Origin of the sequence: Mesorhizobium sp. M0185, assembly GCF_040322175.1 — a bacterium.
Classification (GTDB): domain Bacteria; phylum Pseudomonadota; class Alphaproteobacteria; order Rhizobiales; family Rhizobiaceae; genus Mesorhizobium.
The window spans coordinates 71,929-95,556 of sequence record NZ_JAMYSY010000004.1; the positions used below are offsets into that span (position 1 = coordinate 71,929).

Here is a 23,628-nt window from a genome sequence, read left to right on the forward strand (position 1 = left end):
TGAAGCTGGAGCTTGGCGGCGACGTTCAATGCCATCCAGGAGACAGCCATGAACAAGATTTCGATGACGCGGCGCGCTTTCGTCACGTCGGCCAGCGCCGTTGGCCTGGTCGGCGCCTCGGGCCTCGCCCTTCCCTATTACTCGCGCGCCAATCAGCGCCCGGCGTTCACCCATGGCATCCAATCCGGCGACGTCGATGCCACCAGCGGCATGGTCTGGACACGCACCGACCGGCCGTCGCGCGTCATGTTCGAGGTGTCGTCGACCGAAAGCTTCACCAATGCCGTCCGCCTGGCGCCGCTCGATACCTCGCCGGCCAGCGATTATACGGTGAAGCGGCTGCTTACCGATCTCGCCTCCGACCAGGACATCTTCTACCGCATGGTCGCGGCCGATCTTGCCGACATCAACGCCGTTTCCGAGCCGGTCGTCGGCCGCTTCCGCACGGCACCTGCCTCGAAGCGCGACATTCGCTTTGCCTGGTCGGGCGACACCGCCGGCCAAGGCTGGGGCATCGACGAGACCGGCATGAAGACCTACGCCACCATTGCCAAGCACACGCCCGACTTCTTCCTGCATTCGGGCGATACGATCTATGCCGATGGTGCGATGAAGGACGAGGTCGACCTGCCCAACGGCGGCAAGTGGAAAAACAAAGTGCTGATCGACGAGAAGCGCAAGGTTGCCGAAACGTTGGACGAATACCGGGCGCAGTGGAAATACAACATGATGGACAGGCATGTGCTGGCGCTCAGCGCCATCTGTCCGACCTTCTATCAGTGGGATGACCACGAGGTGCTGAACAACTGGTCGGACTCGAAGGACCTGAGCGCCGACGATCGCTACACTGAAAAATCCATCCATGTGCTGGCGGCACGTGCGGCGCGCGCCTTCCACGAAATGACGACGATCCGTTACGAGCCGTCGGAGCCCGGCCGCGTCTACCGCAAGATCGCCTATGGTCCGCTGCTCGACGTGTTCTTCCTCGACATGCGTTCCTACCGCGGCCCCAACGGTCCGGATATGCAGGAGACGATGACGCCGCAATCGCGCATCCTCGGTGAACAGCAGATCAAGTGGCTGAAGCGTGAACTGGCGAATTCCAACGCAACCTGGAAAATCATCGCCGCCGACATGCCGCTCGGCCTCGTCGTCTGGAACGACGGCACCAAGAAGGTAGGGGCCGAGGCGGTCAGCAATGGCGACAATGGCCCGGCCAAAGGGCGTGAGCTGGAAATTGCCGACCTTCTTCGCTATATAAAGAATGCGGGTATCAGCAACACTGTCTGGCTCACCGCAGACGTGCATTACACAGCCGCGCATTACTACAATCCGGACAAGGCGCAGTTCCAGGACTTCAATCCGTTTTGGGAATTCGTTTCGGGTCCGATCCATTCCGGCACGTTCGGGCCTAATGGTTTCGATATGACATTCGGCCCGGAGCTGAAGTTCATAAAGGCACCAACTGCCGAACAGGGTCAAAACCTGCCGCCTTCGGCCGGCCTGCAGTTCTTCGGGCTCGTCGAAATCGATGGCGCCACCGAGCAGTTGACGGTGCGGCTGATGGATCGCGACGACAGCGAACTCTACAAGGTCACGCTCGATCCGGTGCGGTCGGCGTGAGCGACGGCGTCACTACCCTCGGGCCAGCCCGAGGGTAGGACGTATATCAATCGGGATAGCAGACGACGGGAATGTTGGGCCAGACGGCGCTGTCGCATCCGGCATTTTGCTGCCGCTGCTTGAAGGCGGCGCTGACCGGCCCGGTCACCACCGGATCGACGCCATCGGGAGCATCGGCAAAAAGCTGCTCCGCCGACGGCTTGTCGGACGGCAAAGCAGACCGCGTCTCCTTGTACGACGCCGCCGACTGCGCCGCGCCGGCCGCGAGGAGGACGGCGAGCGCGGTACATGCCAAAATCGGCCGGAGTTTGATGCCTATCTCGATCATGAAATTCGAACTGTCCGGACCATGAAAGGTTCCGCCTTGGTTAATAATTCCACTTCACACCAAGACATTTAAGATTTGGTGACTTTATTTGGTGGCTCGCCTCCTCTTTCGCAATTGCGAAAAACCCTGTATGAGCCGCCCAACCGAAAGAGGCAGCGCCTTTTGGCCTGCTGCCTGCAACGCTCCCGAGACCGAAACATGAAAATCCGCAATATCGCGATCATCGCGCACGTCGACCATGGAAAAACCACCCTCGTCGACCAGCTTCTGAAACAGTCCGGCTCGTTCCGCGACAACCAGCGCGTCGCCGAGCGCGCCATGGATTCGAACGACCTCGAAAAGGAACGCGGCATCACCATCCTGGCCAAGGCGACCTCGGTCGACTGGAAGGACACCCGCATCAACATCGTCGACACGCCCGGCCACGCCGACTTCGGCGGCGAGGTCGAGCGCATTCTGTCGATGGTGGATTCGGCCATCGTGCTGGTCGACGCCGCCGAGGGGCCGATGCCGCAGACCAAATTCGTGGTCGGCAAGGCACTCAAGGTTGGACTGAAGCCGATCGTCGTCATCAACAAGATCGACCGGCCAGATGCCCGCCACGTCGAAGTGGTCAACGAGGTGTTCGATCTTTTTGCAGCACTTGACGCCACCGACGAGCAGCTCGACTTCCCTATCCTTTATGGTTCAGGCCGCGACGGCTGGGTCTCGGAAAACCCCGAAGGTCCGAAGGACCAGGCTCTGGCGCCGCTGTTCGACCTCGTCATCAAGCACGTGCCGGCGCCGACCGTTCATCCCGGCCCGTTCCGCATGATCGGCACCATCCTGGAAGCCAATCCGTTCCTCGGCCGCATCATCACCGGCCGTATCGAATCCGGCACGCTGAAATCCAACCAGGCGGTCAAGGTGCTGCACCATGACGGCACCCAGGTCGAAACCGGCCGAATCTCGAAAATCCTTGCTTTCCGCGGGCTCGAGCGCCAGCCCATCGACGAGGCGCAGGCGGGCGACATCGTCGCTATTGCCGGCCTGTCGAAGGGCACCGTCGCCGACACGTTCTGCGACCTGTCGGTGACCGAGCCGCTGCACGCGCAGCCGATCGATCCGCCGACCGTGACGATGTCTTTCCTGGTCAACGATTCGCCGCTGGCCGGTACCGAAGGCGACAAGGTGACCAGCCGCGTCATCCGCGACCGCCTGCTGCGCGAGGCAGAAGGCAATGTCGCGCTGAAGATCGAGGAATCACCTGACAAGGATTCGTTCTTCGTTTCCGGCCGCGGCGAATTGCAGCTGGCCGTGCTGATCGAGACGATGCGCCGCGAAGGTTTTGAGATCGCCGTGTCGCGGCCGCGCGTCGTCATGCAGAAGGGCGACAGCGGAGAATTGCTGGAGCCGGTCGAGGAAGTCGTCATCGACGTCGACGAGGAGCATGCCGGCGTCGTCGTGCAGAAGATGTCGGAGCGCAAGGCCGAGATGGTCGAGCTTCGCCCTTCGGGCGGCAATCGCCAGCGCATCGTCTTTCACGCACCGACGCGCGGGTTGATCGGCTACCAGTCGGAACTGTTGACCGACACGCGCGGCACCGCTGTGATGAACCGGCTGTTCCATGCCTATGAACCTTACAAGGGTGAGCTGCCGGGCCGTACCAACGGCGTGCTGATCTCCAACGAACAGGGTGAATCGGTGGCCTACGCCATGTGGAACCTGGAAGACCGCGGCCCGATGGTCATCGACCCCGGCGTCAAGGTCTATCAGGGCATGATCATCGGCATCCATTCCAGGGACAACGACCTCGAAGTCAACGTGCTCAAGGGCAAGAAGCTGACCAACATCCGCGCCGCCGGCAAGGACGAGGCGGTGAAGCTGACACCGCCGATCCGCATGACGCTGGAACGCGCGCTGGCCTGGATCCAGGACGACGAGCTGGTCGAAGTGACGCCGAAGACCATCCGCCTGCGCAAGCTCTATCTCGATCCGAACGAGCGCAAGCGTTTTGAGAAGTCGGCGAAAGTGGTCGGCGCGGCATAAAGGGCAATACCGCGCAATGAGCGGTAAACTCGTCATGGCTGTCATATACGACAATCGACCCGAGGCCGAAGTTTGCGTGTCGATGCTCGACGCTTATGGAATTTATGCTCTCGCGAATTATCTTCTCGACACGGGCAGGCTTGGCTTGATCCATGTGCAAGTCGCCGACAGCGATCTCGATACGGCCAAGGGTTTGATTGGCTCGGCCTCCAAAGAGGGCGACTGACCCCTGGCCGTAACTGTCTCTGATTACGGGTGCCCTTGCCGTCGCCTCATCCACCTGCAGCCGAAATGATTTCGTCCCGGTCTGGTTCGCCAGACAGGTGGATCCGGATCGCCGTTCCCGCCCGCGCCGGCCGGCGCAAGGCTTTGGCCCCGTCCGGACCAACCACCTGCAATCGCTTCTCTTCCCAAACCTGTAGCCGCGATCGCGGGACACCGAGTTCGCTGGCCAGCAACCGGTCGAGCCGCAGCGTTGTCGGCATTTCGAGCCAGAGCTGAAGTTCGAGAGCGCTGGTATTTTCCGGCCTGTCCCCGAGCACCTGCTTATGAACGATGGCTTCGGGAAACTCCTCGACGCGCCCGATACTGCTTCGCAATGCGGCAACATCGAAAGCATGGCGCCGCGCCAGGACCGGATCATTGCTTTCGAGCGCCTGCAATATTGCCGGTTCGATATCGCGGCGGCTGCAGCGCTCCAGAATGCCGAAATTCCAGGAATTGTCGCAGTCGATGCAGCGGTAGATCAACCAGGCGTGAATGCGCTTGCCGTTGGCATTGACCCGGAATTTGCCGCTGCAGCGATAGGCTTTCAGGCCGCCGCAGCGATTGCAGTTGAGGTGAGGTCGAGGTGCGGTCTTGGGTGTGATCGCCCAGCGGATACGCAGTATCGAAGGCATGCCGAAAAGCCCTTCCCGTCGGGAAGTTCGTCAGATCGGCGATATCGAGAACCCTTGCGGGCACGGCGTGGCGAGAGACTGCGGTAGTTGGAAATCAGGTGTCGCGGGTGGTTATGCGCGACAGCGGTTCAGCAGTGCCAAACCGGTCTCGAACCGCCACCCGAGGAACACATGATGTGAAAACAGGCATCGCGACTGCGACGCCCTGCTCTGTGTTGGGGGAGTTGACGAGACCGGCGGTTACGTAGGCAAAGTGAAGCTCGGAAAGGATTTCGGAACGACATCTCTAGCCGTGAGGTGCCTGGCCGACAAGCCTTCTTTCGGTAGACGCTACCGTCGCCGGAACAGTTGGGTTATGTTGAACGACCCAAACATTTCAAACGAGACCGCGTTATGCATTTCACGTCGCTGCTGATTTTTGCCGGCGCCCTGCTAGTTGCAGCCGGCTCGCCCGGCCCATCGATCGCCGCTCTTGTGGCGCGGGTCATCTCGAAAGGGTTTCGCGACGTGTTTCCGTTCCTGCTTGCCATGTGGATCGGCGAAGCGATCTGGCTGTCCCTGGCGGTGTTTGGCCTCGCCGTGGTGGCGCAGACGTTCCATTTAGCCTTTGTCGTCGTGAAGTGGGTCGGCGTCGCCTATCTCGGCTGGCTTGCCTGGAAGATGTGGACGGCACCGGTCGAGACCAAGGAAGGCGCGCTGCCGCGCGAAGATTCGCCCGTCAGACTGTTCTTTGCCGGCATGGCGGTGACGCTCGGCAACCCCAAGATCATGATGTTCTATCTGGCGCTGCTGCCGACCATCATCGACCTCGGTTCGGTCAGCATGATCGGCTGGGTCGAGCTGACCGCGACCATGGCCGTTGTCCTGGTCGCTATCGATTTGACCTGGGTGCTCGCCGCATCACAGGCGCGCAAGCTGCTCAAAAGCAAGCGGGCGATGAAGATCGCCAACCGCGTCAGCGCCGGAACCATGGCCGGCGCTGCGGCGGCTATCGCGGCGCGGTCCTGAGCCGGCGCGTCAACCCATTTCGATTATCGGCGCAATCTCGACGCTGAAACCCGGGTCCGTCAGGATAGGACAATCCTTGGCTTTGCCGACGGCATCGTCGATGTCTTTCGCTTCGATGATGGTGTAACCGGCGGTCGGATTGCTACCGCCATTGTTCTCGACCTTGCCGCCGGGCAGCAGGGTCTTCGACATGCCGACTGGATTGCCACCGTCGACCACCGCTGAGCCAAGCTTGCCGTACCAGCCGTTCCAGGCATCCATCGCTGCCTTCCGTTCGGCCTCCTCGGTCGGCATCTTGCCCGAGCCGTGATAGACGTAGAGAAATTTCGCCATGTTCTCCTCCTTTGATCGGCGGCATCGAACCGGCATGCGGTCATGCCGCATGCCGATCATCGGACCAAACCGGCAAACAAGCAACGAGAATGCGAAGTAGCTAATATAATGTGCGGTTGGCTCGCAACGGCGGTGCCCTATCGCGCCATCGCATGGTATTCATCGTTCGGCCGCATATCGATTGCCGATGCCAGCCGGTTCGACATGTTGAAGAACGCCGCGGTCGAGGCGACGTCCCAGATGTCGCGGTCGGAAAAGCCGACTTGCCGCAGCGCCGCCCGGTCCGCTTCGACGATCTTTGCCGGCTGCCCGGTCAGCTTCACCGCGAATTCGAGCATGGCGCGTTGCCTGTCCGAAAGCTCGGCGGCGCGAAAATTCATCACCATCATCTCGCCGAAGGCCGGGTCGCCGGAAAGCTGGCGCACCGCCGCGCCATGCGCGACCAGGCAATAGTAGCAATGGTTGACCGACGAGACGGCCACCGCGATCATCTCGCGCTCGAGTTTCGACAGGCCGGATTCACCCAGCATCAAATCATTGTACATGTCGGTGAAAGCGCGCAGCTTCTTCTCGTCGAAGGCATAGGCGAGCAGCACATTGGGAACGAGGCCGAGCTTCTCCCGGCACTTGGCGAAATAGGCCTTGGGTCGCGTCGCTCAGCTCCGCTGGTGCCAGGTCAAGCGCGGTAATTTTCTCCGTCATGGCGGATTTCTCCTCGTTTTCGCCAGGCTGCCGGTGAATTCCGACATTTCGTCGCAAGCCGTCAAACCTTTGTCGCCAAATACCCGTCATCTGTTAGCATAGCCGCAAAAACATGTGACGGGAGGGACTCATGGCCAGCGTAAAGTCAGCGAGCCGGTTGAAAAAAGCCGGCGTGACGAGGGGTGAAGCCGCGGGTGGCGAAAAGCCCGGCAGGCTTGCCGACTACTTGCTGGCCCGAGCTCCGGCCGAAGATGTCGCCGCCTATGACGTCATCGATCTCGAACGCGCTGCCGAACTCGCCGGCCGCGCAGTGGCCAGGCACAAGAAGGACGACTGCGTCGTTGCCATAGACGTCGATTCCGGTGTCGTCCGCCAGGGCCGGCCGATGACGGTGATCACCGTCGTCAACGACAACATGCCGTTCCTATTCGATTCCGTCCTCGGCGAGATTACAGAAAGCGCTGGCGAGCCGCTGCTGGTTACCCATCCGGTCATAGTCGTCAGGCACGGCAAGGACGGCGTCGAGGAAATCCTCGGCGATGGCGGTTATGCCAAGGGCGACCACAGCCATGACCGACTGAGCGTCATCCATGTCCATATCGGCCGCCTTTCGGCCGAGCAGGCCGAAGGCCTGGCCGCACGCCTGACCAAGCTGCTCGGCCAGGTGCGAGCCGCCGTCACCGACTGGAAGCCGATGCTTGCCCGCCTCGACCAGGCGATCTCGGAATTCCGCTACTCGCCAGTGCCGCTCGACAAGGCCCATGTCACCGAAGCGATCGCCTTCCTCGAATGGCTGCGCGACGACAATTTCACCTTTCTCGGCATGCGCGAATTCAACTACACCGGCGGCGAGACGAGCGGCATGCTCGAGCGCGCCGAAAAGCCCGGCCTCGGCATCCTTTCCGATCCCGACGTGCTGGTGCTCAGGCGCGGCACCGAAGCGGTGAGCACGACGCCGGAAATCCGTGCCTTCCTGCATGGGCCGGAACCGCTGATCGTCACCAAGGCCAACGCCAAGTCATCGGTGCACCGCCGCATCTACCTCGACTACATCGGCGTCAAGACCTACACCGGCAAAGGCGTGCTTTCAGGCGAGCTCCGTATCGTCGGCCTGTTCACCTCGACTGCCTATACGCGCTCGGTGATGAAAATCCCCTACCTGCGCTCGAAGGCGGAAACCGTCATTGCCAAATCCGGCTTCAATCCAAGCGACCATTCCGGCAAAGCTTTGATCAACGTGCTGGAGAGCTATCCGCGCGACGAGCTGTTCCAGGTTCCGGTGCCGATCCTGCGCAAGCATGCCGAAGCCATACTGGGCTTGATCGAGCGACCGCGCGTCAGGGCATTGGTGCGTGTCGACCAGTTCGACCGCTTCGTCTCCGTGCTCGTCTTCGTGCCGCGCGACCGCTACGACAGCGTCGTGCGCGAGAAGATCGGCACCTATCTGAAGACCGTCTTCGAAGGCCGGCTGTCGGCCTATTATCCGGCCTTCCCGGAAGGCGGGCTGGCGCGCGTCCATTTCATCATCGGCCGCTCCGGCGGCAAGACGCCGAAGGTCGAGCAGGCGACGATCGAGGCGGCGATCCGCGACATCGTACGGACCTGGGACGATGCACTGCGCGAGACCGCGACAGAGACCGGCGCCGATGCGAGACTCACGGCCATCGCCTCGCGTTTTTCGGAAAGTTATCGCGACAGTTTTCCGCCGGCCGTGGCGCTGGCCGACGCCGGGCGCATCGCCAAGCTCGATACGTCAAATCCGATCGCCATCGACTATTACCGTCACACCGTCCAGAAGCCGCATCAGGCTGCGCTGAAGATCTATCACCATGGCAGCCCGGTGGCGCTGTCGCGGCGCGTGCCCGTGCTGGAAAACATCGGTTTCCGCGTCATCAGCGAGCGCACTTTCGAGGTCGGCGACATTCAATCCGGCATGGTCTTCATCCACGACATGGAACTCGAGAACAGCTACGGCAGGCCGATCGACCTCGGCAATGGCGGCGCGCTGTTCCAGGATGCGTTCCTTTCCGTCTGGCGCGGCGATGTCGACAATGACGGCTATAACGGCCTTGCCCAGACCGCCGGCCTGTGGTCGGGCGAGATCACTGTCCTGCGCGCCTATGGCCGCTATCTGCAGCAGGCCGGCATCCCGCAGAGCCAGGATTTCATCGCCGCCGCGCTCAAACGTTATCCCGAGATCGCCCGCGGCCTGCATGCGCTGTTTGTCGCCCGCCTCAGCCCGACGGCCGAGACGGAAGGCGTCGTTCAGGCCAAACATCTGAAAGCCAAGATCACGGATGCGCTGGAAGACGTTCCCAACATTGACGACGACACCATCATCCGCCGTTATCTGAACCTGATCGAAGCCTCGCTGCGCACCAATCATTTCGTTGCCGATACGAAACAGAAAGGCCAATCGCTGGCGATCAAGCTCGATTCGCAATCGGTCGACGGGCTGCCGGCGCCGCGGCCATGGCGAGAGATCTTCGTCTACGGCTCCGAGGTCGAGGGTGTGCATCTGCGCTTCGGCCCGGTCGCGCGCGGCGGCCTGCGCTGGTCGGACCGTGCGCAGGACTATCGCACCGAGGTGCTCGGCCTGGTCAAGGCACAGCAGGTCAAGAATGCGGTGATCGTGCCGGTTGGCGCCAAGGGCGGCTTCTACCCGAAAAAGCTGCCGATGAGCGCCGGGCGCGACGCAATTTTCGAGGCCGGCACGGCCGCCTACAAGAATTACGTTTCCAGCCTGTTGTCGATCACCGACAATATCGGGCTGGACGGCGTCATCCCGCCAGCCGGCGTCGTGCGGCGCGATCAGGATGATCCGTATTTCGTCGTCGCCGCGGACAAGGGCACGGCGACCTTCTCGGACATCGCCAACGCCATCAGCGAAAGGCACGGCTTCTGGCTCGACGACGCTTTCGCCAGCGGCGGTTCGGCCGGCTACGACCACAAGAAGATGGGCATCACCGCCAAGGGCGCCTGGGAAGCGGTCAAGCGGCATTTCCGCGAGATGAACCGCAACATCCAAACCACGCCGTTCACCGTCGTCGGCGTTGGCGACATGTCGGGCGACGTGTTCGGCAACGGCATGCTGCTGTCGGAGCAGACCCGGCTGATCGCCGCCTTCGATCATCGCGACATCTTCATCGATCCCAATCCCGACATGGCGGCTTCGATGGCCGAGCGCCGGCGTATGTTCGCTCTCGCCCGCTCAAGCTGGCAGGATTACGACAAGACGAAGCTGTCCGAAGGCGGCATCGTCGTCTCGCGCAGCCAGAAGTCGATCACCTTGCCGGCCGCCGCGGCCGCAGCTATCGGCCTCGGCAAGACAACGGCCACGCCGGTCGAGATCATGAGTGCCATCCTCAAGGCGCCGGCAGATCTTTTGTGGTTCGGCGGCATCGGCACCTATGTCAGGGCATCGGGCGAGACCAACCAGGACGTCGGCGACCGTGCCAATGACGCGATCCGCATCACCGCGCTCGACCTGCGTGCCAAGGTCATCGGTGAAGGCGCCAATCTCGGCGTCACGCAGCGGGCGCGCATCGAATTCGGATTGAATGGCGGCCGCTGCAACTCAGATGCGATCGACAATTCGGGCGGCGTGAACTGCTCAGACGTCGAGGTCAACATCAAGATCGCGCTGGCTTCCGCCATGCGGAAGGGATCGCTGACGCGGCCGTCGCGCAACAAATTGCTGGCCGAGATGACCGACGAGGTCAGCGCCCTGGTGCTGTCCAACAATTACCAGCAGACGCTGGCGCTGTCCCTTGCTCGCAAGCGCGGCCTTGCCGACATTGCCCATCAGAGCCGCTTCATGGAGGCGCTCGAGGCGCGCGGGCTGCTCGACCGTGCCGTCGAGACGCTGCCGTCGCCGGCGGCTCTTGCCGAGCGCGAACCGCGCGGCGAGCCGCTCACCCGGGCCGAGCTCGGCGTGCTGCTTGCCTATGCCAAGATCGTGCTGTTTTCCGATATCGTCGCCAGCGACGTGCCGGACGATCCGCATTTCGACCGCGACCTGATGGGTTACTTTCCCGACCGCATGGCAAAGAAATATGCGGCGGAAATCCACGGCCATCGCCTGCGCCGCGAGATCATCGCCCGTGTCGTCGCCAATGATCTGGTCAATCGCGGCGGCCCGTCCTTCGTCAACAGGCTGCAGGAAGCGACCGGGCGCAGTGCCGCCGATGTCGTGCGCACCTTCGCCGTGGTGCGGGATGGCTTTGCACTGCCGGCGCTCTATCGCCAGATCGATGCACTCGATAACCAGATCGACGGGCAGATCCAGCTCGACCTCTATCAGGCGGTCAGCCGGCTGATCTATGTGACCAGCGGCTGGTACCTGAAGAACGATGCCGACACTGCACTGCTCGGGCAGCGGATTGCCGAGTTGCAGGATGCGCGCAAGGCGCTGGAGCCGAAGCTCGTTTCGCTGCTGCCGGCCTTCTCGCGCGAGCGGATCGAGGAGCGGCGGCACAGCCTGTCGAAGGGCGGCGCGCCCGAGAGCCTTGCCGAGCAACTGGCGTTGACCGATGTGGCGGAACTCATCCCCGACATAGCGCTGACGGCGCGGACGGCAAATGCCGGCATCGTCGCTGCCGCCAAGGCGTTTTTTGCAGTCAGCGATGTCTTCCGCATCCCGCGCGTCGAAGATGCGGCGCGCTCGATCACGCCCTCGGATTATTACGATCAACTGGCGCTTTCCCGCGCCACCGACACGATCGGCGCGGCCAGGCGCGGCATCGCGGTGGCGGCGCTGACCGGCCATGCCGAGGCGGCGGATCCGGTGTCGGCATGGTTGGAGGCCGGCGGCGAACGGGTCGGACGCATCCGCGAGCGGTTGCAGGCGCTGACCGAGGGCGGCGACATCACCGTGTCGCGGCTGTCGGTGGCATCCGGCCTGATGAGTGATCTGACGCAGCTGTGAGACGTCTTCCATATCGCGCGGGATTGCCGGGAAGAACTGCGCTATTGAGCGAACGGCGCCCTGCTTTGGGGGGCGCCGGAGCATGATCCCAAAAAGTGACGATCGGCTTTTGGACAAGATCGTGCTCAACAGAAGACGGAGCGTCATTCCGATTCGATCGGCATGGAGCAAGCTCCAGTGGAGGGGACATGGCTGAGATGGCAGTGCAGCGGGCATCGGGACGCGGCATCTGGGGATGGATGCTGTTCGACTGGGCGGCACAGCCGTTTTTCACGGTCGTTACCACCTTCATCTTCGGTCCTTATTTCGTCTCGCGCATGGCCAGCAATCCGGAGACCGGGCAAGCGGCCTGGGGCTACGGCATTGCCGCCGCCGGCCTCGTCATTGCCGTTTTGTCGCCGGTCCTCGGCTCGATCGCCGATCAGACCGGACCACGCAAACCCTGGATAGCCTTCTTCGCCGCGGTTAAAATCACCTGCCTCACCCTGCTGTGGTTCGCCGCGCCCGGCTCTAATCTTTTTCTGGTCGTGGCGTTGTTCTCGCTGGCGTCGGTCGCGGCGGAATTCTCGACCGTGTTCAATGATTCGATGATGCCCCGCCTGGTGCCGAAGAGCGACATCGGCAGGATCTCTAACATGGCCTGGGGACTCGGCTATCTCGGCGGCATGATCGCACTGATCTTCGTCGTTACCGTCATGGCCGGCTCGCCTGAAACCGGCAAGACCGTCGTTGGGCTCGATCCGATCTTCGGCCTCGACCCCAGGCTCGGCGAGGACGCGCGCGCTACCGGGCCGTTATCGGCCGCCTGGTATTTCCTGTTCATCCTGCCGATGTTCTTCTTCACGCCTGATGCGATCAAAGGCATTCCAATCGGGCCGGCGGTGCGCGAGGGACTATCGGAACTGAAGTCGACGCTGGCCGAAGTGCGCAAGCGCAGCGGCATTTTTCGCTTTCTCGTCGCCCGTATGATCTATCAGGACGGCGTCAACGCACTGCTGGCGCTGGGCGGAACGTTTGCGGCGGCAATGTTCCATTGGTCGATTACCGAGATCGGCCTGTTCGGCATCATCCTCAACGTCGTTGCCATCGTCGGCTGCCTGGTTGCCGCACGCCTCGACACAGCGCTGGGTTCCAAGACCATAGTGATGATTTCGCTGGTCATGCTGAGCATTGCCACGATCGGCATCGTTTCGACCGGACCGGGCTATACGCTGTTCGGCGCCTGGGTGATGCCCGGACTGGATGGTGGCGGATTGTTCGGCACGGCGGCGGAAAAAGCCTACATTTTCTACGGCCTGCTGATCGGGCTTGCCTTCGGGCCGGTGCAGGCATCGTCGCGCTCCTACATGGCGCGCAGCGTCTCCGCTGCCGAATCGGGCCGCTATTTCGGCATCTATGCGCTGGCCGGCCGGGCAACCAGTTTTGCCGCACCCTTCATGGTGGCCACGATCACCCTGGCCAGCGGCTCGGCGCGGCTCGGCATGGCGGCGATCGTGCTGTTCCTTGGCGCCGGCATGGCGATCCTGATCGGCACGCCCTATCCGGCGGATCGGCCGGCGGAGTGAGCTGCTCTTGCCTTCTCCCACAGCGGGAGGGTAACGCGTTCAATGCCGGAAATGCCTCACTCCGGTGAAGACCATGGCAATGCCGTGAGCGTCGGCGGCGGCGATGACATCATCGTCGCGCATCGAGCCGCCGGGCTGGATGACGGCTGTGGCGCCGGCTTCGATTGCCGACAAAAGCCCATCCGCGAACGGGAAAAAGGCATCCGAGGCGACGACCGAGCCCCTGGTCAAAGGCTCCGTCAGGCCGGCAGCCTCGGCCGCGTCGAGCGCCTTGCGCGCCGCGATGCGCGAGGAATCGACCCGGCTCATCTGGCCGGCGCCGATGCCGACTGTAGCGCCATCCCTGGCATAGACGATGGCGTTCGACTTGACGTGCTTTGCCACGCGAAAAGCGAATTTCAGATCGGCCAATTCGGCCGGTGTCGGAGCGCGCCTGGTCACCACTTTCAGCTCGAGGTCATCCACCACCGCGTTGTCGCGGCCCTGGACCAGCAAACCGCCAGCCACCGATTTCAAGCCAAGGCGCGCCGCGCGCGGGTCGGGCAGACCGCCGGTGACCAGCAGGCGTAGGTTCTTCTTGGCGGCAATGATGCGGACTGCTTCTTCGGACGCCTCCGGTGCGATGATCACTTCGGTAAAGGTCTTGACGATCTCTTCGGCGGTTCCGGCATCGAGGATGCGGTTCATGGCGACGATGCCGCCGAAGGCCGAGACCGGGTCGCAGGCCAGCGCCTTGGCATAGGCCGCCTGCAGCGAAGCGTCCTCAGCGACGCCGCACGGGTTGGCGTGCTTGATGATGGCAATTGCTGCGGAGCGCGACGGGTCGAACTCGCCGACCAGCTCGAAGGCAGCGTCGGTGTCGTTGATGTTGTTGTAGGAAAGCTGCTTGCCCTGAAGCTGGCGCGCCGTGGCGACGCCCGGCCGCCTGTCGCCGTTGACATAGAAGCCGGCGCCCTGATGCGGGTTTTCGCCATAGCGCATCACCGACTGCAGCTTGCCGCCGAAGGCGCGCCATGTCGGATGCTCGATCTCAAGCGCCTCGGCGAACCATCCCGAAATCGCCGCATCGTAGGTGGCGGTGCGGGCAAAGGCCTTGGCTGCCAGCTTCTTGCGGAAATCCAGCGACAACGACCCGAAATTCATCTCCAGCGCGTTGAGCACCGAGGCATAGTCATCGGGATCGGTGACGATGCCGACATAGGCGTGGTTCTTGGCCGAGGCACGGATCATCGCCGGGCCGCCGATGTCGATGTTCTCGACGATCGCCGCGTAGTCGGCGCCGGAGCGACGCACCTCTTCGAACGGATAGAGATTGGAGACGACGAGATCGATCGGCTCGATGCCGTGGTCGCGCATCGCTGCGGCGTGCTCGGGATCGTCGCGCACGCCAAGCAGTGCGCCGTGCACCGACGGGTGCAGCGTCTTGACGCGGCCGTCCATGATCTCGGGAAAGCCGGTGAGCTCGGACACGTCGCGCACCGCCATGCCTGCCTCGGCAAGGGCCCTTGCGGTGCCGCCGGTCGAGACTAGCTCGACGCCGGCCGAAGCCAGCGCCCTGGCGAAATCAATCAGGCCGGTCTTATCAAAGACGGAAAGGAGCGCGCGACGGATGGGTACAAGGTCGGGCGCGGGAATGTTCTTGGCGGCGACGGCCATGGGCTGGCGGCCTTTCCAGTTCTGGTTGGAGAGCGTCCGCGGGCCGTAGCATATGAGGCCCGGAAATCAAGCCGCAAGACTTGATCAGTGTCTGCCGTTGCCACCGGCTTCAGCTTTTTCCGGACGGCCGGCGATGATGGTGCGCGTCAATTGCCAGTGGACCTCGGCAATTTCCGAGGCCTTGAACGCAAGCACGATCTGGCGGCTGCGGCGCGGGCCGCCAAGCCCTGCGAAATAGATCGATTCCTCGACCTCGGGCACCACTTCGGTAGAGGTAAACACCCAGGTGTCGGCATGGTCGGCGGCCAGCACCAGACGGTCATGCTCATCCTGGAGCAGGCTTATATCGGGATGGACATGGAAACGCACCGTGACGAAGTCACGGCCATTGTTGCGGATAGAAGCGCCGCCCGGGCGCAGGAAACGGTCCCTGCCGGCAAGCACATTGCCTTCGGTCGATAATTTCAGCTCGCGCTCATGCAGGAAGCCGAAGCGCGCCACATAGCCGTCATGGCGGGCGATGAAGCCCTGGCTGCCCTTCTGGTCGGTGCGCTTGCAAGGCACATGCTGAGGCCCGCCGATCAAAGGCGTGCCGAGCAGGTCGTTGACGCGCAAGGAGTGATTGAAGCGCGCCGACGACGTGTCGTTGATGGTGGCGGTCGAGTGGGCGGCGGTGGCTCGGGCAAGCGGCCGGAACTCGGCGGCGCCATAAGTGTCTATTCCGGCGTTGACGATATAGTGCTGGCGGCCCGACGACAATTCGAAGGCGAGGCATCCGGCGTGAGCGGCATTGGATACGTCGACGGGGGGCGGCGGGCCGGTATCGGCGATCACAGTGACACCGCCCATCGACAGGCGCTCATAACCCGAATGCGGCGCGTGCAGCAACGGTGCGCCGGCGGTGTCGTCGTGATGCAGGATGCTGGCGATACGGTCGTGAATGGTGGCGCCCATGCCGTTGAAGCGGGCAAGGCTGCCGTCCTGATGGCGAAAGAAGCGCAGTGCCGGCAGCATCCGGTCGATGGCGCCGATCAGGGCGGCCGGCGGCGTCTCGGCCTGATTGGCGTATGTCTGGCGCAACGGGAGAAGGTCGGCGAGGATTTCAAGCACGGTCATCGGATTACGCGAGATATGGCCGCCGTCAGGCAGGATCTGGCGGTCGAGCTCCTCGGCGAGATTGCGGGTAGCACCGCGTAGCGCCGAGGCCGGCGCCGGCAGCGACAAAGCGGCAAAGGCCAGCGCAATGCGGGCGCGCAGCCTGTCCTTGCCGTCCGGCATCTCGCGCACCATGGCGCGCAGATAGCGGATCTGGACGGCGAGCGATTTCAAGAACGCGCGGTAGAACGGAAATTCGGCGCCCTGCAACACGATCGAGGAATGCTGCAGCCAGGCAATGACACGCTTGGCCGTCGTGCCGGGCTCCCACGCGACGCCGGAAATATGGCTGCCATGGATTGCAATCCAGTCGGAAACCAACGCCCGGGCGTTGGCGGCGGCGAGCTCGGTACCGGCGGCACGCATATGGCGCAGCCAGCGAAAGCCATGCAGCGTTTTTTGCCAGCCGGGATTGGGCACGTCGATCTGGAAGGGCGATTTGCCGCCGGTCTCGACCAGATGCCCCGAAAGCGGATAGCGGCCGTAATAGATCTCGAGCGCGATCTGAGGATCGGCGAGCCGCAGGTCCGGTGGGGCGATCAGGACGCGCTCCGGCGTGCGGCCTGAGTAGCGCCAGCGATAGAGTGGCCCGGCGCGCAAGCGCCGGCGCGTCTTGCGCCAGAACTCCCTCGCGACAAGCGTCCACAGACGCGTCGTGTTACCGGCAGCGATTGCCAAAACCCCTCCTGATCGTCCTCACCCAAGCACAAGTTTATATGATTCAAGAACTTGTGCGAAGGCGAATTCCGCGGCAGTGGGGCCGTTCAGCCTGTTTTCCATGCCTCCTCGCCCCAAGAAGCCGGACGGCGCTTCAGGATCGGCCCTTAGCCGGCTCTGCGCATGCGGGCGGCGAAGAAGCCGTCCAGCCCGGAGCGGCCCGGCGAGCCTAGCTCCAGATCGGCAGGCGTGGTGCGCAACGTGCCTTGCGGCGTCAGAAACGGGTCGATGCCGGCGATCTCACCCGGCCGAAGCGGGTCGTCGACAATCTCCGCATTGCCGGCGAGAAAGTCGCGATAGAGCTCTTCGCCTTCCAGCGGATCGAGCGAACAGTTGGAAAAGACGATGCGTCCACCAGGCTTGACCAGGGTGACGGCGCGGGCAAGCAGCCGGCGTTGCAGGTCGGCCAGTTTTTCGACGTCGGCCACCGTCTTCGTCCAGGGGACGTCGGGATGCCGCCGCACCGTGCCGGTCGAAGAGCAAGGTGCGTCGAGGAGGACGGCGTCGAAGAGGTCCTTCGGCTCGTATTTGAGCAGATCGGCCTGGACGATCTCGGCGGCCAGACCGAGCCGTTCGAGGTTCTGCGTCAGCCGTGCCAGCCGCGTTTTGGACATGTCGAGCGCGGTGACGTGGGCGCCGGCGAGGATCAGCTGGGCGGTCTTGCCGCCCGGCGCGGCGCAGAGGTCGGCGATTCGCAAACCATTGATGTCGCCGAACAGCCGGGCCGGCAGGCTGGCCGCTGCATCCTGAACCCACCAGGCGCCTTCCCCAAAGCCGGGCAGTTCGGTCACGGAAGCGCTGAGCTTTTCCACCCGCACCGTGCCGGTCGGCAAGACAAAGCCGCCGAGCCGTTCGGCCCACAGCGCCGGGTCCGACTTGACCGAGAAATCGACCGGTGCCTCATGGCGATGGGCGAGCAGTATCTGCCGGGCCTTGTCGAGGCCGTAGACTGTTTTCAAACGGTCGGAAAACCATTTTGGCGCCTCGTCGGTAGCGGCAAATGCTGCGGCGAGCTCGTCCTGCTTGGCCCGCGCCAGCGTGCGCAGCACGCCGTTGACGAGGCCGGAAAAGCGCGCCGTGCGCGGATCGGACTTGGCGTGTGTCACGGCGAGGTCGACGGCGGCGCTGTCGGGAACATCGAGGAACAGGATCTGCGCTGCCGCCACATGCAAAATGTGCGAAAGCGCCGTGGCGTTGGGCGGCAGCGGCTTTTCCAGGCGACGGGCTAAAAGGCCTGATATGGTCATGCGGTAGCGCAGGGCGGTGACCAGAATGGCGCGCACCAAAGCGCGGTCGCGCAGGTCGAGCGCCTTGTATTGTGGATGGCCGTTTTCATGGTCGGTCAGCCCGTCGAGCGGCGTTTTCGCGTCAATGACGGCGGCAAGCAGGCGCGCGGCTGCCTTGCGCGCGGCGAGACCGCGAGCTTCTGAAGCCTCACTGTGAGTTGGCCTCATTGTGTCGGCGATCGGTTGACTAGTTTAAATATGGCGCTGACAAAATCTTCTTTGCTTCCTAGGGGGGAGATCACCTGAATGTAGTCTTTTTCAACCGTGCCGACATAGTCCGCGACTTGCTTTGGAGATGCACCATCCCCGACAAGTCGGACGATGTGGCGGAGATAGGTGTCATATTCATCTTCAGGAAGTGGGCGAAAGCCCAGATCACTTGATGTTGCTATGCTCGCCATCGGTATGCCGATAGGGTTCCAGTGCCTTGCACAAAGATCGCGCATTTCCGCCAGCGAGATCCCGCCTTTTTTGTCTGTCGCGCTCGTCACGACCACGGACCTTTGGGTCCGGTCGGATTGCGTCCCCAGGGATTGGGTCTCGGCTTGGCCGGCTCAGGGGGCCTCTCGGGCCGCGCGGCCCTGTCCCACGGACCAGACGGCTGCTGCCCGGTCCCTTCCGGCGCCGGCCTTGACGTCGTGGCCGCTTCGGGTGCGCCGGCCATTTCGCTCGCCATCCTCTGCAACGCGGCGATGCGGTTTTCTGTGCTCGGGTGAGTGGAAAACAAACTGTCCATGCGCTCGCCGGAAAGAGGATTGATGATGAAGAGATGGGCGGTTGCCGGATTGCGCTCGGCATCCGGGTTGCGGATGCGTTCGGCGCCCCGCGCGATCTTGTCAAGTGCCGAGGCGAGCCACAGCGGGTGTCCACAGATTTCGGCACCGCGCCGGTCGGCCTCATATTCGCGGGTGCGGCTCACCGCCATCTGCACGATCATGGCGGCCAGGGGCGCGACTATCATCGCCACCAGCACGCCGACGATGCCAAAGGAATTGTTATTGTCGCGGTTGCCGCCGAAAAAGAAGGCGAAATTGCCGAGCATCGAAATTGCGCCGGCAAAGGTGGCGACGATCGTCATGGTCAGCGTATCGCGGTGCTGCACATGGGCGAGCTCGTGTGCCATCACCGCCGCGACTTCTTCATGCGATAGCCGCTCGAGCAGGCCGGTGCTGGCGGCGACAGCGGCATTTTGCGGATTGCGGCCGGTGGCGAAGGCATTGGGCTGCGGATTGTCGATGAGATAGGTTCTCGGCATCGGCAGGCCGGCACGTTGCGCGAGACCCTTCACGATGGCGTAATATTCAGGCGCGTTGCGTTCGTCGACTTCGATCGCACGGTGCATCGACAGCACCATCTTGTCGGCGTTCCAATAGCTGAACAAATTGGTGCCGGCGGCGATCAGCAAGGCAATCATCATGCCGCCGGATCCGGCGACCAGATAGCCGACGCCCATGAACAGGGCCGTCATTGCGGCCAAAAGCATGGCGGTGCGAAGGGTGTTCATCGTCTGCTCCATTTTGGCCCAACAAAGGGATCGATCCTTGTGGGCCCATCGCTATATGATGGGAAACAGCGGTTCCCGTTTCAATCGGGGCCTGTTTCAATCTAGCGGAAGATCGCATGATCGACAAAACCAGCCAAACGCATGCTAACGGCTCGCCGCAAAAGCCGCTGACCCCGGCAGCCAGGCGCGCCTTAGTCGAGGCCGAGGCCCGGCGGGAGAAATATCGCGAGCAGGAAGCCACGCTGCCGAGGGAGATCGGCGGGCGCGGCGGCAAGGAGCCTGGCCGCTATGGCGACTGGGAGGTCAAGGGCCTGACCAGCGACTTTTAGCGCAAGCAGGGTGCTAGTCAAACAGGCAGCGCGGCCCGCTCCACTCCGATGGCAATCCAGCCGCTGGAATCGACGGCGATGCCGATCGCGTCATAGCCGGCGATGGTGGCATGCGGCGTCTCCAACGGATGCCGGTGCGTGGCGCTGATCACCACGATTGCAGCGCCCGCGGCTTCGGCCGCCGCTATGCCGGCCGGCGCGTCCTCGAAGACGAGGCAGTCGCCCACATCGACGCCGAGCCGTTCGGCCGCCAGCCGGAAGCAGTCGGGCGCCGGCTTGCCGCGCGATACATCCTCCGCCGCAACAATCACGGCGGGAGCCGGAATACCCGCGGCCTGCAGGCGCAGCAGGGCGAGCTCGCGCGGTGCCGAAGTGGCGATCGCCCAGCTTCCAGGCGGCAGCGACGCCAGGAAGGCCGCGGCGCCGGCAATCGGGCGAATGCCCTCGACATCGGCCGCCTCGGCCTGCAAAAGCGAATCGGCTTCGCGGGCAGGATCGACGCCTGGGAGCGCCAGCCGGCCGATGGTCTCGATCGCCCGCACGCCGTGGATGGTCGGCAGGAATGCGGCGACGTCAAGACCTTGCCGATGCGCCCACGCTGCCCAGACCCTTTCCGCCGCGGCGATCGAATTGAGAATCGTGCCGTCCATATCGAACAGGAAGGCCGCGAATTTTCTGCCTGCAAACATCGGTTTCCCGGGGTCATCTTGGAGGGATTATTTCGAAAGACGCGTGTCAATCGACCGTAACGTTGCCGCGTCCGTATGGGAAGCCGCGAGGCGTCGTTTTTGACGACCACAAGGAACCGCCACGCACTGTCCCGCGTTGATCGGCACTATCTTCCATGACGATCGTAGGGGAGGGCGATGCTGATTCGGCTCGGCTATGAAATTGCCATTGAATGCGTTGCAGCAACGCCGGTCGTTTCATTGCTCGATATCCACAGGGATCGCCAGGCCGACATCAAGCGGCAGACGCGCGTGCTGACCTCGCCGTCGGTCCCGACCAGGGTCTACCACGACCTTTTCGGCAATAGCTGCCGCCGCTTCACGGCACCGGCCGGAAGCTTTCGCATCCTCTATGACGCGGTGGTCGAGGACAGCGGCGAGACGGACGAAGTCAACACGCTGGCCAGGGAAGTCCCGGTTGCCGAATTGCCGGACGAGGTGCTCGGCTATCTGCTCGGCAGCCGTTACTGCGAGACCGACCATCTCGGCGACCTGGCCTGGCAACTTTTCGGCCAGCTTCCGCCGGGCTGGGCGCGGGTGCAGGCCATCGTCGACTATGTCCACAACCGCCTGTCCTTCGGCTACGGCTATGCGCGCTCGACCCGCACGGCGGCGCAGGCGCATGAGGAACGCGTCGGCGTCTGCCGCGACTTTGCCCATCTGGCGATCACGCTCTGCCGCTGCATGAACATCCCGGCCCGCTACGTGAACGGCTATCTCGGCGATATCGGCGTGCCCGCCGATCCGGCGCCGATGGATTTCTCGGCGTGGGTGGAAGTGTTCCTCGACGGCAGGTGGTACACTTTCGATCCTCGCCACAATGTGCCGAGGATCGGCCGCGTCGTCATCGCCCGCGGCCGCGATGCCACCGACGTGCCGCTGCTGCACAGTTTTGGCCCGCATCGGCTCACCCTGTTCAAGGTCTGGACGCACGAGCAGGAAGGTAATCTGTTCAAGCCGCCTTATCGTGGCGTCGACAAGACGGTCAGCGCACGGATGCTGGCCTAGTCTTTCGGGACACATTCACAGTCCGTATTTCCATTTCCCGCCACCGCGATCGTGCTGAACCGGTTCGATACATCTCGTCTGTACCGGATTGGGACGCAGTCCAGTCGTCCTGAATTGCGAGCCTGTTCGTGGTAAGCGCTTTGTCAACAAAGCCGTGCCGGCGCAGCTTTCGTTTACCCGCTGTTTACCCTGCCGCCGCTCGAAACCGTTTGGAAACAATGACCTGATCGCGGGCCGGTCGCTTTCCCGGGCCTGGCGGCGCGATCCGGCCGGATTCCTGCAATGCGCGTTCGGACAGCTGCAGGCTGTAGCGAATGGAGGCGGAAGGAATGCGGCGTTTCGGGGGTCTTGTTCAGACGATCGGCGGCTTTGCCGGGGATCGCAGCGGAAATTTCGCGGTCCTGTTTGGGATAATCGGCTCAGTGCTGGCACTGAGTGTCGGCTTTGCGGTCAACGTGTCCCAACTCTACAATGTAAAATCGAGCCTGCAAGGCGTGGTCGATGCAGCGGTCACCTCGACGGCCCGCGACCTGACAACCGGCGTCATCAGCGAGGCCGACGCCGGCAAATCGGTGCAGGCCTTTCTCGATGCCAACAGCACGGCGGGTATCCTCCAGGACAACCAGATCGTCCTCGACAATCTGGTTGTCGACAGGACAGCCAAGACTGTCCAGGCGGACGTCCATGTCAACGTCAACTACTATTTCCCGCTTTTCAGCACGGGTGGCATGCAACGCGTCCCCGCATCGACGACGGCGCTCTATTCGGACAAGCAGATCGAAGTCGCGATGATGCTGGACGTGACCGGGTCGATGGCCGGCCAGAAAATCATCGATCTACGGGCGGCCGCGGCGAATGCCGTCGACAGTTTCCTGGGCGGCCAGGACCCTGCCAAGCCACGTGTGCGGGTTGCCATCGTGCCTTATGCCAATTCGGTGAATGCCGGTACACTTGCCGCCACCAGCGTCTATGTGGAAACCACCGCCAGTCAACGCAAACAGGCGCCGGCCAATGACGCCGTGCAGTATGTCTCGGGCTTTATCCGTCCCGATAATTGCGCCACCGAGCGCAAGGGGATTTATCAATATTCGGACGCGGGCCCCGACGCCAGCATGGTCAACCGCGACTACCTGCTGTCGTCCTTCGCGTGGCAAACCGGCACCGCCGCCTGCCCGAGCGCCGCGCTGATGCCGCTGACAGCGGATGCGACGGCGCTCAAGACGGTCATCAAGAATTTCGTCGCCTCCGGCGGCACCGCCGGCCATATCGGCGTGCAGTGGACCTGGTACATGCTCTCGGAGAACTGGGGGGGCATCATGAGGACTTCGCAGCGGCCGGCCAAGATGGATCCAAAGAAGGTTGCCAAGATTGCGATCCTGATGACCGACGGCGAATTCAACCTGTCCTACTTCGATGCGAGCACGGTGAGCGACGTCTACAATGACGCCGGCAAGGAGCCGACCCGCACGGCCGCCAAGACACTTTGCGCTGCCATGCGCGACAAGGGCATCGAGGTCTTCACCATTGGCTTTGACCTAAACGAAACGAATGCCAAGGCGACGCTCCAGGATTGCGCGAGCCCGGACACCGCCAAGATCAAGCACTTTTATCAGGCGGCCAATGGAACGGAACTCAACCAGGCTTTCCAGGATATAGCGCGCAACGTCGAGATGTTAACCGTAACCAAATAGGGGACAACAGCCCAAAAAGGAAAAGGCCGCCGCTTCTCGCGAAGCCGGCGACCTTCCGTGTTTCCGTCCATGGCGCGGCTCCTGGCGGCGACCCTGGTCGCCAGCCGCGCATCTCGCGCCTTAGCGGGAAGACTGCTTCCC

Annotated in this window: 18 protein-coding genes and 1 pseudogene; 9 read left to right on the forward strand and 10 right to left on the reverse strand. The window is 63.0% G+C overall.

Annotation, left to right across the window (positions count from 1 at the left end; all coding sequences use genetic code 11):
- Positions 1–48: 48 nt before the first annotated feature.
- Positions 49–1,623: an alkaline phosphatase D family protein gene (locus NKJ20_RS04910; protein WP_352742862.1), complete on the forward strand. Its 1,575-nt coding sequence runs from the start codon at positions 49–51 to the stop codon at positions 1,621–1,623.
- Between the two features lie 46 nt (positions 1,624–1,669).
- Here the strand turns inward: NKJ20_RS04910 and NKJ20_RS04915 are convergent, their stop codons facing one another.
- A complete protein-coding gene (locus NKJ20_RS04915) occupies positions 1,670–1,951 on the reverse strand; it encodes a hypothetical protein (protein WP_352742864.1) in 282 nt (93 codons plus the stop codon).
- Positions 1,952–2,149: 198 nt separating this feature from the next.
- Here NKJ20_RS04915 and typA point away from each other — a divergent pair, with 198 nt between their 5' ends.
- Together typA and NKJ20_RS04925 are read left to right on the forward strand one after the other, a co-directional pair.
- Positions 2,150–3,979, forward strand: coding sequence for a translational GTPase TypA (gene typA / locus NKJ20_RS04920; RefSeq protein ID WP_352451241.1), 1,830 nt, complete (start codon positions 2,150–2,152; stop codon positions 3,977–3,979).
- Positions 3,980–4,013: 34 nt separating this feature from the next.
- Positions 4,014–4,205 carry a hypothetical protein gene (locus NKJ20_RS04925; protein WP_352742865.1) on the forward strand — a complete coding sequence of 64 codons (192 nt, stop codon included), beginning with the start codon at positions 4,014–4,016 and terminating at the stop codon, positions 4,203–4,205.
- 46 nt (positions 4,206–4,251) lie between these two features.
- On the opposite strand, the gene NKJ20_RS04930 is transcribed toward NKJ20_RS04925, so the two are convergent.
- A complete protein-coding gene (locus NKJ20_RS04930; protein ID WP_352451239.1) occupies positions 4,252–4,878 on the reverse strand; it encodes a DUF1062 domain-containing protein in 627 nt (208 codons plus the stop codon).
- 393 nt (positions 4,879–5,271) lie between these two features.
- Between NKJ20_RS04930 and NKJ20_RS04935 the strand changes: the two genes are divergently transcribed.
- Positions 5,272–5,886 (forward strand): LysE family translocator, encoded by a 615-nt coding sequence (locus NKJ20_RS04935; protein ID WP_352451238.1) that lies wholly within the window; start codon positions 5,272–5,274, stop codon positions 5,884–5,886.
- 9 nt (positions 5,887–5,895) lie between these two features.
- Here the strand turns inward: NKJ20_RS04935 and NKJ20_RS04940 are convergent, their stop codons facing one another.
- Both NKJ20_RS04940 and NKJ20_RS04945 read right to left on the reverse strand, forming a co-directional pair.
- A complete protein-coding gene (locus NKJ20_RS04940; RefSeq protein WP_023678126.1) occupies positions 5,896–6,219 on the reverse strand; it encodes a YciI family protein in 324 nt (107 codons plus the stop codon).
- A 137-nt stretch (positions 6,220–6,356) separates the two neighbouring features.
- Positions 6,357–6,921 (reverse strand): annotated as a pseudogene (locus tag NKJ20_RS04945) (peroxidase-related enzyme).
- 130 nt (positions 6,922–7,051) lie between these two features.
- Here NKJ20_RS04945 and NKJ20_RS04950 point away from each other — a divergent pair.
- Positions 7,052–11,848, forward strand: coding sequence for an NAD-glutamate dehydrogenase (locus NKJ20_RS04950; RefSeq protein WP_352742867.1), 4,797 nt, complete (start codon positions 7,052–7,054; stop codon positions 11,846–11,848).
- Positions 11,849–12,036: 188 nt separating this feature from the next.
- Positions 12,037–13,413 carry an MFS transporter gene (locus tag NKJ20_RS04955; RefSeq protein WP_352451235.1) on the forward strand — a complete coding sequence of 459 codons (1,377 nt, stop codon included), beginning with the start codon at positions 12,037–12,039 and terminating at the stop codon, positions 13,411–13,413.
- A 39-nt stretch (positions 13,414–13,452) separates the two neighbouring features.
- Here NKJ20_RS04955 and purH read toward each other — a convergent pair whose 3' ends face one another.
- The 5 genes from purH to htpX all read right to left on the reverse strand — a co-directional run bounded on the left by purH (position 13,453) and on the right by htpX (position 19,731).
- The gene (purH, locus tag NKJ20_RS04960) at positions 13,453–15,069 is read right to left on the reverse strand and encodes a bifunctional phosphoribosylaminoimidazolecarboxamide formyltransferase/IMP cyclohydrolase (protein ID WP_352742869.1); all 1,617 of its coding nucleotides are present in this window, start codon (positions 15,067–15,069) and stop codon (positions 13,453–13,455) included.
- An 84-nt stretch (positions 15,070–15,153) separates the two neighbouring features.
- Positions 15,154–16,902 (reverse strand): heparinase II/III family protein, encoded by a 1,749-nt coding sequence (locus NKJ20_RS04965; protein WP_352742871.1) that lies wholly within the window; start codon positions 16,900–16,902, stop codon positions 15,154–15,156.
- Positions 16,903–17,048: 146 nt separating this feature from the next.
- Positions 17,049–18,395 carry an RsmB/NOP family class I SAM-dependent RNA methyltransferase gene (locus NKJ20_RS04970; protein ID WP_352683673.1) on the reverse strand — a complete coding sequence of 449 codons (1,347 nt, stop codon included), beginning with the start codon at positions 18,393–18,395 and terminating at the stop codon, positions 17,049–17,051.
- Entirely contained in the window at positions 18,392–18,718 is a 327-nt protein-coding gene (locus tag NKJ20_RS04975; protein WP_352451231.1) for a hypothetical protein, read from the reverse strand. Before NKJ20_RS04975 ends, NKJ20_RS04970 begins: the two co-directional genes overlap by 4 nt.
- Positions 18,715–19,731, reverse strand: coding sequence for a zinc metalloprotease HtpX (gene htpX, locus NKJ20_RS04980; protein ID WP_352742873.1), 1,017 nt, complete (start codon positions 19,729–19,731; stop codon positions 18,715–18,717). Before htpX ends, NKJ20_RS04975 begins: the two co-directional genes overlap by 4 nt.
- A gap of 116 nt (positions 19,732–19,847) precedes the next feature.
- On the opposite strand from htpX, the gene NKJ20_RS04985 reads away from it, so the two are divergent.
- Positions 19,848–20,060: a DUF1674 domain-containing protein gene (locus NKJ20_RS04985; RefSeq protein WP_352451229.1), complete on the forward strand. Its 213-nt coding sequence runs from the start codon at positions 19,848–19,850 to the stop codon at positions 20,058–20,060.
- Positions 20,061–20,077: 17 nt separating this feature from the next.
- Here NKJ20_RS04985 and NKJ20_RS04990 read toward each other — a convergent pair whose 3' ends face one another.
- Entirely contained in the window at positions 20,078–20,749 is a 672-nt protein-coding gene (locus NKJ20_RS04990; protein WP_352742875.1) for an HAD-IA family hydrolase, read from the reverse strand.
- A 177-nt stretch (positions 20,750–20,926) separates the two neighbouring features.
- Here NKJ20_RS04990 and NKJ20_RS04995 point away from each other — a divergent pair, with 177 nt between their 5' ends.
- Both NKJ20_RS04995 and NKJ20_RS05000 read left to right on the forward strand, forming a co-directional pair.
- Positions 20,927–21,796, forward strand: coding sequence for a transglutaminase-like domain-containing protein (locus NKJ20_RS04995; RefSeq protein WP_352742876.1), 870 nt, complete (start codon positions 20,927–20,929; stop codon positions 21,794–21,796).
- Positions 21,797–22,125: 329 nt separating this feature from the next.
- Entirely contained in the window at positions 22,126–23,487 is a 1,362-nt protein-coding gene (locus NKJ20_RS05000; protein WP_352742877.1) for a pilus assembly protein TadG-related protein, read from the forward strand.
- The last annotated feature ends 141 nt before the right edge of the window (positions 23,488–23,628 follow it).